Raw genomic sequence first — 13,054 nt, forward strand, 5'->3', positions numbered from 1 at the left:
AGGCGCGGTCAGTTCAGCCGGCCGGCGGCCTCCTCCTCACTGAGGGCGTCGATCTCCGCGATCAGCAGTGCTTCGATCCGGGCTGCGAGGGCGGCCGGTGTGGCGCTCTCGAAGACGTCGCGGATCGACACGTCGAGGCCGACGCCGGCCCGGATCCGGGCGGCGACCCTGGTGACCAGGAGGGAGTCCCCACCGAGGGCGAGGAAGTCGTCCAGCACGCCGACCCTCGGCACGCCGAGGACCTCCTGCCAGAGCTCGACCACCAAGGCCTCGGCATCGGTGCGGGGCGCCAGGTACCCGGCAGCGGCAGCGGCGGCGCCCGTCGCGTCCTCGTCGGGCAGGGCCGCGGCATCGAGCTTGCCGTTGGCCGTGAGCGGGAGGGTGTCGAGCAGCACCACGGTGTCCGGCACCATGAAGGCCGGCAGCCGCAGCGCCAGGTACTCACGCAGTTCGCCCGCCTTCGGCCCGGCCGCGGACCGCTGCCCGGCGTCCGGTCGCAGGACGGCATAGGCCACCAGCCGGCGACCGTTCCGGACGGAGACGGCCACCCGGCCGACGGCCGGGTGGGCGGTGAGGGCGGCCTCGATCTCGGCGGGCTCGATCCGGTACCCGCGGATCTTCACCTGGTCGTCGGCGCGGCCGAGGAACTCCAATTGCCCGTCGGTGCGCCACCGGGCGCGGTCGCCCGTGCGGTACATCCGGCCGTCCGGGGCGCCGGCGAACGGATCGGGGAGGAAGGCCGCCGCGGTCAGTTCGGGCCGGGCCAGGTAGCCGCGCGCGAGGCCGACGCCGCCGATGTACAGCTCGCCCTCGGAGCCGGCGGGCAGCAGGCCGCCGCGCTCGTCCAACAGGTAGAGCCGCACCCCCGGCAGCGGACGGCCGAGCGGCGGGCGCCGCTCGGCGGCGGATCCGGTGCCGAGCCCGCCGCCGAGCTCGCCCGCGGTGACAATGACGCAGGCCTCGGTCGGGCCGTAGGTGTTGACCAACCGGACGGCGTCGCCGTGCCGCTCCCGCCACTGGGCGACGGTCGCGGCGCGCGCCTCGGAACCGCCGAGGACCACCAGGCGCAGCGCCGGCGGCCAGGGGGTCTGCTCTCCGAGCGACACCAGTTCCTGCCAGTACGCGGTGGGCAGGTCGAGTACGGTGACGGACCGTCCGGCCTCGCTGCGCAGCAGATCGGGCAGCGTCCGGCCGCCGCCGGGCAGCAGGACCACACAGGCGCCCGCGGTGAGGGCGGGCCATATCTCCTCGGCGTGGGTGTCGAAGCCGATGGAGGCGAACTGGACGATCCGGTCGCCCGGCCGGAGCCCGTATCCCTCGGGCCCGGCCATCCACCGGACGCGCTCGGCCAGCGCGGCGTGCTCGACGGCGACACCCTTGGGGGCGCCGGTGGAGCCCGAGGTGTAGAGGACGTACGCGAGGCCGTCCGGCCGGGCTCCGGCCGGCGCGGCCCCCGCGAGCCCCGGGCCCCCGGGGTCGGAGCCCACGTCCCGGGCCGGCTCGGCCCCGGTGCCCGGATCGCCGGCGGCCGGCGCGGTGACCTCCAGCGCCGTGACCTCTGGCACCGTGACCCCTGGCGCCGTGACCTGCGCCGGGACCCCCAGCGCCGGGACCCCCAGCGCCGGGACCCCCAGCACCGGGACCCCCAGATCCGGACGCTCGCCTCCGGTCAGCAGCAGGGCGGCGTCCGCCTCGCCGAGCATCAGTCGCTGACGCTCGGTCGGGTGCGCGGGGTCGAGCGGCAGGTAGCCGGCGCCGGCCTTCCAGACGGCCAGCAGGGCGGTGACCAGTGCGAAGGACGGCTCGATCCGGACGCCCACCGCACGGCCCGCCACCGGGCCCAGCCGACCGGCCAACTCCTCGGAGGCGCGATCGAGTTCCGCGTAGGTCAGGACGCTTCCCGCACATTCGAGAGCGGGAGCGTCGGGGCGCGCGGCGACCCGGTCGGCGAAGCCGCGCAGGATCGGGCGGGGGTCCTCGGTCACGGCGGGTCCGGCGCCGAGGGCGAGCAGCGCGGCGCGCTCCTCGCCGGTCAACAGCCAGTCACCGTGCAGCGGCACCTCGACGTCCACGACGGCTCGGGCGAGCAGGTCGCGAACCCGGCCGGCCAGGGCCTCGACCGTGGCGCGCTCGAAGAGCTCCCGGTCGAAGCAGAACGAGAGCGTCATCCCGCCGTCCGGGGTACGCCAACTGTCCAGCAAGAGATCGGTCTTGGCCCGATCGAAGCCGGAGTCCATGCTCGCCGTCCGGACCCCCGCGGGCAGCGCGGTCCGCTCGTCGGCGCCCGCCAGCTCGTACTGGCTCTGGTGGACGAACACCGCCTGGTAGAGCGGGCCCACGCCGGGCAGCGCCGGCAGCCCCAGTTCGCCGGCGACCCGCTCGACGGGGACGTCCTGATGGCTCAGCGCGGCCATCGTGGCCGAGCGCACCCGGCGCAGCACGGTGGCGAAGTCGGGCTCGCCGGTGAGGTCCGCACGGATCACCCCGGTGCGGGAGAAGTAGCCGAGGAGGGCCTCGTGGGCGGTCTCGTTGCGGCCGGCCAGCGGGGTGCCGACGGCGAAGTCGTAGGTCCCGCTCCAGCGGGCCAACACGCTCTGGTAGGCGGCGAGCAGCACCATGAACGGGGTGCAGCGCTGCGCGCGGGCCAGGGCGTCGAGTCCGGCGACGAGGCCGGGGCCGAGGGCGAGGTCGGCGAAGCCGGCCGGGTGGGTGGGCTCGGCGGGCCTGGGATGGTCCAGCGGCATCCGCAGGGCGCTGACGCCGGACAGTCGTCCGCTCCAGTGCCGGACGGCCTCCTCGGCCGCGCCGCCGTCCAGCCTGGTCCGCTCCGCTTGCGCGAAGTCGCCGTACTGGAGCTTGAGTTCGGGCAGGTCGGCCGGTCCTTCGCCGATCTCCGCGCGGTACAGCGCGAGCAGTTCGCGCCACAGGACGGTGAACGACCAGCCGTCGGAGACGATGTGGTGGACCACGATGCTCAGGGCGTGTTCGTGCCCGCCGGCGCTGACCAGGACGGCCCGCAGCGGCGGCCGCTCGCCCAGGTCGAAGGGGGCGTTGACGAAGGGGGCGCAGGCTGCGGTGAAGGATTCCTCCGCGGCGTCCGGTATCGGGACGAGGGCGAGTTCGACGTCCCTCACGGGCTCGACGAGTTGGACGGGCTGCCCTCCGTCCAGGGCGAACCGGGTGCGCAACACCCGGTGCCGCGCGGTGAGGCGGGTGAGTGCGGCGCCGAGGGCCCGCGGGTCGATCGGGCCGCTCCAGCGCCGGTTCAGGTACATGTTGAACCCGGCGTCCTGCGGTTTCAGTTGCTGGAGGAACCAGAGACGGCGCTGCTCGTCGGTGAGCGGATGGCGGGAGATCGGGGTCGGGGAGGTCATCTGTTCATCTCGCCTTTCGCGCGGGCCTGCAGGGTCTCCAGGCCGATCAGGTCGTCGGATTCGGCGTCCGGGACTTCCCGGTCGAAGCGGGCCAGGACGGGAATGCAGAAGCTGACCAGGACCAGTACGGCCATGGCGAGGCCGAACACCAGGTAGAGCAGGCCGATGCCGCGCCCGTCGCCGGTGCCGATCAGCGCGCCGACGCTGGAGGCCAGCGCGCCGCCCTCGTCCATCAGGGGCTGGAGCAGCTCGGGGCCGGCCGGGGCGACCAAGGCGAAACCGATCGGCAGGGTGGACCAGGCGACCATGGTGTTCACCGCGATCACCCGGCCGTGGAAGCGCATCGGGACCTTGGTCTGGACGACCGTCGCGTAGATGCCGTTGAGCAGCGCCAGTCCGTAGGTCATGCCGAACGCGCCGACGGCGACCACGGTCACCGAGGGTCGCAGTCCGGTGACGACGCAGGCGGCGGCGAGACCGAGGGTGGCGAACAGGACACCGCGCAGGCGCATCCGGCGCGGGCCTCCCCAGACCAGCAGGGTGAGGCCGCCGAGGACGGCGCCCAGGCCGGCCGCGGTGGACACCCAGCCGGCCGCGGCGGTGGAGGAGAAGGACAGCACCAGCGGGGTGACGAGCAGGAAGAGGGGGGAGAGGAAGAGGTTCAGCACCGCGAACCAGAACAGCATGGCCCTGAAGTGGCGGCTTCCGAGGGCTCGTTGGAAACCGGCGCGGATCTCGGCGCCGACGCTCTCGCGGCGGGCGGCGGCCATCGCGTCCGGGAAGCGCACCGCCAAGGTGACGCCGGTGGCGATCAGGTAGCTGACGACGTCGAAGACCAGGATGCCGCCGAGGCCGATCACGTGCAGGATGCCCACGGCGAGCAGCGGGACGAGGAACTGGGCGAGGCCGAGGACCATCTGAACCACACCGTTGGCGCGACCGAGGAAGCGCTTGGGCACCAGCTGCGGAACCGCCGAGCCCCAGGCGACGCGCTGGAAGGCGAGCGCGGCGGACAGCAGGGAGATCATCACGTAGCAGTGCCAGATCTCCAGCGAGTCGCTGAGGTAGAGCACCAGCAGGGCAGCCTGGGTCAGGCCGGCCGCCATGTCGCCGCCCAGCATCACCCGGCGGCGGTCGCCCCGGTCGACGATGGCGCCGGCCAGCGGGGCGACCACGATGCCGGGCACCAGGCCGAAGGCGGCGAGGAGGCCGAGTTGGAACAGCGAGCCGGTCTGAAGGTAGATCCAGATCGGCAGGGCGAACTCGGTGAGCGCCGATCCGATCATCGAGAGCTGCTGGCCGGTGGCGATGGCCAGGAAGCGGCCCATGGTCGGACGGACGGGGCGGCGCTCGCGGGCCTTGCGGGGCTTCCCCGGCTTCCCGGACCGCTCCGGGGTCCTGTGCCGCTCCGCCGTGCCGTCCCGCTGGGGCGTTTCCGGCTGCCCGGGGTCCGGCTCGGGGCGAGGCTCGGTGTCCGGCTCCGTCCCGGCGACGTCGCGGGACAGGCCCGCCAGCCACCAGGTGGCGGCGGCGGTGCGTTCGTGGCGCGCCTCCTCGCCGGAGGCGATCGAGCGGTGCACCCCGGTCAGGATGTCGGCCAGCTCCGCCGCGCGGTACTTGAGGTAGAAGTGCCCGGCCTCGTCGAGGACCACCACGGCGGCGGTTCCGGTGATCCGGTGCCACTCGCGGAACCGCTCCTGGTAGAACTCGGTCGCCGGATCGCGGTCCCCGCAGACGGCGATCACCGGCGCCCTCAGGACGCCGCCCTCGCTCTCGTACAGCTCGCCGAAGTAGCGCTCGGCGCCCTTGGTGCCGACCCGGCGGTTGTGCACGATCAACCGCAGTTGGTCCGCGTCGACCTCGTCCACGTCCAGACCCGCAGCGGCCAGGGCGTTGATCATGCCCTGGTCGCTGCGCAGGCGGGCGGCCAGCTCGGCGAAGTACTCGGCCATCGCGGCGCCGCGGCCCTTCGGGCGGGCGAACGGGAAGATGCCTCCGAGGTGGACGGCGTCGATCTCCCGGCCTGCCGCCTCCACCCGGCGGGCGATCTCCACGGTCAGCCGGACGCCGACCCCGCAGTGCCCGTAGAGCACCAGCGGTCCGGCGACGTTGGCGACGATCTCCTCGGCGCAGAGCCGGGCGACCTCGTCGACGTCCATCGCCTCCTCACCCAGCTCGTGGCCGGGAACCGCGATGGAGTGCAGGGCCCAGTCCGCCGGCATGGCGTCGGCGAGCGGCTTGTAGATCAGTGCGCTGCCGCCGCCGTAGGGGGCGCAGACCACGCTGGCGGCCACTGCGCGGCGCTCGGGGGTGAGCAGGTGTAGCAACCGGCGCGGACCGCGGTCGGCCGCGGGGGTGGCCACCAGAGCGGCGAGTCGTCTGACCGTCGGGTACTTGAAGAGGTCCATCACGCCGACCGGGGTGGCCAGGTCGGGGAAGGCCCGGCGCATGCGGGCGACCACCTGGGTGGCGAGCAGGGAGTGGCCGCCCAGCTCGAAGAAGTCGTCCAGCGCGCCCACTCGGGGGAGGTCCAGCAGGTCCGCCCACATGGCGGCGATCACCTGCTCGGTCCCGCCCTCCGGGTCGACGTGGGCGCCGGCGGCGGGTCCGTCCGCGGGCGCGGGCAGCGCCTTGCGGTCGACCTTGCCGTGGGCGAGCAGCGGCAGCCGCTCCAGGACCACGTAGCGGGCGGGGACCATGTAGTCCGGCAGGATCTCGCCCAGGGCGGCACGTAGTTCGGCGGCCGCCGGCGATTCGCCGCCGGCGGGACGTTCCAGGTAGGCGACGAGGTTCTGCTTGACGCCCTCGCCGCGGGCCAGGACCACCGCCTGGGTGATGCCGGGCAGGGCGGTCAGCGCGGCCTCGATCTCACCCGGTTCGACCCGGTAGCCGCGGACCTTGATCTGGTCGTCGCAGCGGCCGAGGTAGTCCAGGACCCCGTCGGCGCGCCAGCGCGCCAGATCGCCGGTGCGGTACATCCGCGGACCGCCGGTCCCCGCGGCGCCCGGGTCGGCGCCGGACGGGTCTGCGTACGGGTGGGTGTAGGGGTCGGCGTACGGGTCGGGCAGGAACCGCTCGGTGGTCAGCTCCGGCCGTCCGAGGTAGCCCCGGGCCAGCCGGTCCCCGCCCACGTACAACTCACCGGTGACGCCGGGCGGTACGGGGTTGCGGGCCTCGTCCAGCACGTAGCAGCGCCCGCCGGCCAGCGGACTGCCGATCGGGGTGCTCCCCGGCGCGTCCACGCCGTCGGCGGTGACCTCGTGGACGGTGATCCCCACCGTCGCCTCGGTCGGACCGTAGTGGTTGAACACCGCGCACCGGCCGAGTGCGGCGATGCCCGCCGCCCAGGACCAGCTGCCGGCCTCACCCCCGAGGACCAGCGCACGGCGCGGCAGCAGCCGCTCAAGGGGTGCGTCGGCGGTCAGCGCGGCCAGGTGCGAGGGCGTCATCTTCAGGTAGTCGATGCCGGCCCGCTCGATCTCCGCCGCAAGTTCCACGCCCGCGATCCGGCGCGGCAGCAGGTGTACCCGGCCGCCGGTCGTGAGCGCCAGGTAGAGCACGGTGATGCTGAAGTCGAAGGAGAGGGACTGCAACAACCCGAATGAGGCACCGGGCTCGATCCGCAGCCGCGCGGCCGCGCCCGCGAGGTAGTTGAGGACTTGGCGGTGCTGCACCGCGACGCCCTTGGGCGTGCCGGTGGAGCCCGAGGTGTAGATCACGTACGCCAGGTGGTCGGCGCCGGAGACCTCCTCCAGCGGGGCCCCGTCCCACTCCCTCGCGCCGTCGCCGTCGGCGCCGGTCAGCAGATCGATCGCCGGGTGGTCGCCGAACCGGGGGCGCAGCACGGGGTCGGTGATCAGGACCTTGGCTCCGGAGTCGGCGACCAGGTGGGCGAGCCGAGCGGGGGGCTGCTCGGGGTCGAGCGGCACGTAGCCGCCGCCGGCCTTCAGGACGGCGACCAGGGCGACCGCCAGCTCAGGGGACTGCTCCAGGCAGACGGCCACCCGGTCGTCCGCCCCCACGCCCAGCGCCCGCAGGCGCCTGGCCATGTCGTTGGCGCGGCCGTCCAGGTCGCCGTAGGTCAGCGTGCGGTCCTCGAAGACCAGCGCCGACGCCTCGGGCGTCCGGGCCGCGGCCCGGGACAGCGCCAGGGTGAGTGTGGCGGGACCGCCGTCCGGCAACGGTGGACCGACGGCCCAGGTCTCCAACACGGCTGTTCGCTCGGCGGGGCCGAGCAGCGGAAGCCGGTCGACCGGTAGCGCGGGGTCGGCGACGGCTGCGGCGGTCAGCAGCTCGAACCGCTCGGCGAGGCGCTCGACGGTGCCGGCGTCGAAGAGGTCGGTGCGGTAGGTGAACAGACCGTAGAGGCCGCCGTCCGGCTCCTCGCGCATGTAGAGGGCGAGGTCGGCGTGGGTGGTCGTGGCTTCGTAGCCGAAGCCCTCGGAGGCCATGCCCGTGGCGGCCCCGGTGAGGTCGGCGGTGTGGTCGCCGTAGTTCTGGAAGGCGAAGGTGGTCTGGAAGACGGCGGCCCGGCTGACGTCGCGTTCCACCGCGAGATCGTTGACCATCTGCTCGAACGGCACCTCTTGGTGCGCGTACGCGTCGAGCGTGGTCTCACGGACCCGACTGATCAGCCGGCCGAAGTCGAGGTCGGCGGAGAGCCGGGCACGGATCGGCAACATCGTGACGAACGCGCCGACGACGCCTTCGAGTTCATGGTGGAGTCGGCCGGCGACGGCGGAGCCGACGGCGAAGTCGCGCTGACCGGCATGCCGACCCAGCAATGCCTGGAACGCGGCCATCAGCACCATGTACGTGGATGCGCCGTAGGCCCGTGCCACCTCGCCGACCTGGCGGGAGAGTTCCGTGCTCCAGCGGAACTCGGTCGCGGCCCCCTGGAAGGTGAACACCGGCGGTCGGGGCCGGTCGCTGGGCAGCTCCAAGGCCGGGACGCCATCGAGTTCGATGCGCCAGTGCTCACGCGAGGCGGCGAGCCGCCCGTCCTCCAGACAACCCCGCTGCCAGGCCGCGTAGTCCCCGAACTGCACCGGAAAGGAAGGGAGTTCGCCCGGAGTGCCATGGGCGTGGTGGGCGTAGCGGAGGTCGAGCTCGCGGTTGAGGAGGTCGATCGACCAACCGTCACAGATGATGTGGTGCATCACCAGGGCCAGGACGTGGTCGTCCTCGGCGATCCGGACCACCAGGGCGCGCAGCAGCGGGCCGACTTGGAGGTCGAAGGGTTCGGCGATCAGCGCGCCGAGTTCGGCGGCGGCGCGCGCCTCCGGGTCCGGGTCAGCGCCGGCGTCCAGGTGCCGGGCGGCAAACGGCGCGGGCTCGGCGACCCGGACCTCGGCGGTGCCCGTTTCGGTGGTGAGGAAGGTCATCCGCAGGCTCTCGTGCCGGGCCACCAGGTCGGTCAGCGCGGCGTCCAGCGAGGCGCGGTCGAAAGGGCCTCGGAGTCGGCGGGCCGGCGCCAGGGTGTAGGCCGTGGAGCCGGGTGCGAACTGGTCCATGAACCACAGTCGTTCCTGCCCGCTGGAGAGCGGCGGTGCGGTGTCCGCCGGGCGGGGCTCCACCACCCGGGCGGGGGCCGCGGCGCCCCGCAGCCGCTGGCTGAGCAGGGCACGCTTGGCTGCGGACCAGCCGGTGGGCAGGTCCTGGGTATCCGTCATCGGGTTCCTGTTCGGGCGTTCGGAGGGGGAATCGGAGGGCGCGGACGCGGCGGGGCCGGGCACGGCGGGGCCGGGCACGGCCGGGTGGGCCGCGCCCGGCGTACGGGGTGCGGGGCCTACTGGCGCGCGCGGACGGCGGCGGCGATGCCCGCCGGGGTCGGGACGTCGAAGAAGATGTCGAAGTCCAGCTCCACACCGAGCGCGTCGCGGAGCCGGGCGGCGATCTGGATGACCGTCAGCGAGTGCCCGCCGAGGTCGAACAGGTCGTCCTCGGGCCCGACATCGGGCAGGTTCAGCACCTCGGCCCAGATCCGGCGGACCGTCCCGATGGGCTCGGCGCCGGCATCGGCGGTACCTGAGGCCTCGGCGGCCTCGGCGGCCGGCGGCGGGGTGGCCTCGCGCGGCGGTACGGGCAGGGCCCGCCGGTCCACCTTGCCGTTCGGGGTGAGGGGCAGGCGCTCCACGGTGAGCCAGCGCTGCGGCGCCATCGCGGCGGGCAGCGTGCCCAGCAGGTGGTCGCGCAGATCGGCGGGGGCGGGTGTGCGGGCTCCGGTGGCCGGTACCAGGTAGCCCACCAGGAAGGGCTCGCCGTCCTGCGAGGTGTGGACGGCGACAGCGGCCTGGGCGAGGGCGGGGTGCTCCAGCAGGGCGGACTCGATCTCGCCGAGTTCGATCCGGTGCCCGCGGATCTTGACCTGGTCGTCGATCCGACCGAGGAAGTCCAGTTCGCCGTCGGGCGTCCGCACGGCACGGTCCCCGGTGCGGTAGAGCCGGGAGCCGGGCGGCCCGAAAGAATTCGACACGAAGCGTTCGCGCGTGAGTTCGGGCAGGCCGAGATAGCCGTGGGCGACGCCGTCCCCGCCGATCAGCAACTCTCCGGGGATGCCGAGCGGGGTGGGGTTCAGCTCCTCGTCGACGATGTAGGCCTGGGTGTTGGCGATCGGCCGGCCGATCCTGACCTGCTGCGGTTCGGCGGTGATTTCGGAGCAGGTGGACCAGATGGTGGTCTCGGTGGGCCCGTACACGTTGAACAGCCGGGCGGTGCGCGCGCGCAGTTCGCGGGCGAGCGGCAACGGCAGCGCCTCGCCGCCGGCCAGGCCGGTGACGGTGGTGAGCGGGCCCGAGCCGGTCCCCGCGGCGAGCATCACCCGCCATCCGGAGGGGGTGGCCTGGACGTGGGTGACACCCTCGGCGCCGATCAGCGCGAGCAGGCCGGGGCCGTCGACGGCGAGGCCGTCCGGCGCGAGGACCAGGCGGCCGCCGGTGATCAGCGGCAGGTAGAGCTCCAGCGCGGAGATGTCGAAGGAGAGCGAGGTCAAGCCGAGCCAGGCGTGCCGGGGGCCGGAGCCGAGCCGGTCGGCGAAGGAGGTGAGCAGGTTGACCAACGCCCGGTGGCCGACCGCGACGCCCTTGGGGCGGCCCGTGGAGCCGGAGGTGTAGAGGACGTACGCCACGTCGTCCGGACCGGGGGCGGCCCGGTGGGCGGCTTCGGTCAGGTCCTGCGGCGACGGCGCGGGGAGGCGTAGGACCGCGGGGGCGGCGGCGGCGACCGCGGGGGAGGGCTCGCGGTCGGCGAGCACCAGAACGGCGCCCGAGTCGCTCAGGACGAGGGCGAGGCGCTCGGCCGGATAGCCGGGGTCCAGCGGCAGGTACGCCGCGCCGGTGGCGAGGACGGCGAGCAGCGCGGCGGGCAGGTCGGCGGTGCGGTTCAGATGGAGGGCGACCAGGTCCCCGGGCCGGACGCCGCCGGCGTGCAGAGCCGCGCTCAACTGTCCTACACGACACAGCAGTTCGCTGTAGGTGAGCTGGCGGTCGGCAGCGCTGACCGCGATCGCCTCGGGGGTGGCGGCGGCCTGGGCGCGGACCAGGTCGAGCACGGTCCGGTCGGCCGGATAGAGCCGGTCGGTTGCGTTGGGCTCGGTGGTGACGGCCCGGAGTTCGGCGGCGTCCAGCAGCGGCAGGTCCAGCAGCCGGGCTCCGGGCGCGGCCACCGCGCCGGCGAGCAGGGTGCTGTAGTGGCCGGCGATCCGGCGCGCGACGTCCGGAGCGACCGCCGTTGGGTCGTACTGGAGGCTGAAGTCGAAACCGCTGCCCGGGGTGCCCGGAGCATCGGGAGTGTCGGGGGTGTCGGGGGCTTCGACGATCTGGAGGTGGAGGGTGTTGCGAGCGGTGCGGTTGTGCACGGCCCAGGCGATCCGGGCACCGGTGTCGGCGAAGTCCGGGTCCGGGCCGCGCCGACGGTAGCCGAGCGAGACAGCGGTCAGACCGACGCGGGGGCCGAGTCCGGCGACGGCGGCGCCGAAGGGCACGCTGCGGTAGGGGTAGCCGGCTCGCAGCTCGGCCCGGACCGCGGCGGCGAAGTCGGTGAAGGTCTGGGACGCATCGGCCGCAGGCGCGTGGACGGGCAGTTCATTGACGAACAGCCCTATCTCTCCGGCGAGTTCGGGTGTCCGGGTGGAGAACGGGACGGACACCGGCACCGCTTCGCCGCCGTAGCGGCGCAGCAGCCCGTGCAGGGTCGCGAGCAGGAACTCGAAGGTGGTGACGCCGGCGAGGGAGGCTGCGGCGGCCAACTCGCCCGCCTCGGAGCCGTCGAGGCGCCACTCGACGGCCTCACCGGCCGAGGCGACCGTCCGGGTGCGCGGCAAGCCGGGCAGTACCGGTTCGGTGGCGGCGGCCCAACGTGACCCGTACCACTCGGCAGCCCTCCGCACGGTGTCCGGATCCGCGCTCGGTGCGGTCGGCGGGACAGCCGGTGGGGTCGGCGCGGTGGTCACGGACACGGACACGGACGCCGAGCTGTACGCGGCTGCGAGGTCCCGGGCCAGGACGTCCTTGGAGTTGCCGTCGAAGACCACGTGGTGGGCCGTGACGAGCAGCTCGGCGCTGCCGTCGGCGCGCCAGTGCAGGGTGAAGCGGCTGAGCGGGCCGCTCTCCAGGACGAACGGGCGAGCGGCCTCCTCGTCCAGCCGCTTCTCCAAGTCCGCTTCGTCCGCCGGCGCTTCGAGCTGGACCAGTTCGGGCCGCTGCGCCGAAGGCTCCTGCCAGACCTGGCCGTCACGTTCCACCAGCCGTGCGGCAAGGGCCGGATGGCGCCTTGTCACGGCAGCCACCGCCCGCTCCAGTGCCGCCGTGTCGATCCGGTCGAAAGAGATCCGCACCGGCACGTGGAACGCCTCGTGGGCCAGTCCCAGCCGGTCGGTCAGCCAAATGCCCTGCTGGGCCGGCGAGGCCGGGGTGTGATCGGCCGGGGAGGGGATTTCGGACATGGGCGGCTCACTTAGGACGTCGGAGCAGGGCGGAGGAGCGGTACGGGTGGACGTGCGGACACGGCGTGGGACACGGCCTAGCGCACCTCGGAACTTCGGTCGCCAACGGCGGCCTACGGCACAGGAGTTCGGTGACGAATAAGGCCACGGCGTGGTGTCCGGCCCACCCCCGGGGACCGGCCGACGGTCGTGAGCGGTCAGGACCGCCGGGCACCCCGGGATCCCCCGAGACGTCAGGTGGCTCGGGCCCCCGCCCGATGATGACAATTGGTCCAGACCTGTCGAGAGATTCGCACAACGCCCATGCACCGTCAAGAGCCGTCCAAGGTCCGGAATCGGCCGGCGTGTCAGCGCCGAGATGTACCGGCCTTCACCCCAATGTCCCTGGACATGCATTGTCTTGACGTTCCGTCAGACCATGCACCTTCAGGCCAAACCGCGAGTGGCGATCGCGCGGAACTGTTTCAGACGGCTGAAGCAGCGTTCGACGATGTTGCGCTTCTTGTAGAGCAGCTTGTCGAAGGCGCCTGGTCTGCCGCCGGTGCGGCCTCGGCGGGATGGGTTGGCGCACGGGTCGCGGCGTTCGGGGATGGTGTGAGACGTTCCGTGTCCACGCAGGTAGGCGCGTATCTTGCGGGAGCTGTGGCCCTTGTCGCCCAGGACGTGGTCGGGGCGGGCCCGCGGCCTGCCGAGCCCGGCCCGGCGGACCTTGGGTGGGGATGCTGCGGCTGCTGCCGCG

General features: G+C 73.6%; 3 protein-coding genes and 1 pseudogene. All 4 read right to left on the minus strand.

Features of this window, described 5'->3' with window-relative positions:
* Positions 1 to 8 precede the first annotated feature (8 nt).
* The gene (locus ACIOD1_RS29645; RefSeq protein ID WP_401905735.1) at positions 9 to 3,374 is read right to left on the minus strand and encodes an amino acid adenylation domain-containing protein; all 3,366 of its coding nucleotides are present in this window, start codon (positions 3,372 to 3,374) and stop codon (positions 9 to 11) included.
* A complete protein-coding gene (locus tag ACIOD1_RS29650) occupies positions 3,371 to 9,046 on the minus strand; it encodes an amino acid adenylation domain-containing protein (RefSeq protein WP_401905737.1) in 5,676 nt (1,891 codons plus the stop codon). Before ACIOD1_RS29650 ends, ACIOD1_RS29645 begins: the two co-directional genes overlap by 4 nt.
* A gap of 116 nt (positions 9,047 to 9,162) precedes the next feature.
* Positions 9,163 to 12,315, minus strand: coding sequence for an amino acid adenylation domain-containing protein (locus ACIOD1_RS29655; protein WP_401905739.1), 3,153 nt, complete (start codon positions 12,313 to 12,315; stop codon positions 9,163 to 9,165).
* Between the two features lie 438 nt (positions 12,316 to 12,753).
* Positions 12,754 to 13,026 (minus strand): annotated as a pseudogene (locus tag ACIOD1_RS29660) (transposase); the annotation flags it as partial.
* Between the last annotated feature and the right edge of the window lie 28 nt (positions 13,027 to 13,054).

The organism is Streptomyces sp. NPDC088097 (genome assembly GCF_044741845.1).
Classification (GTDB): Bacteria; Actinomycetota; Actinomycetes; order Streptomycetales; family Streptomycetaceae; genus Streptomyces.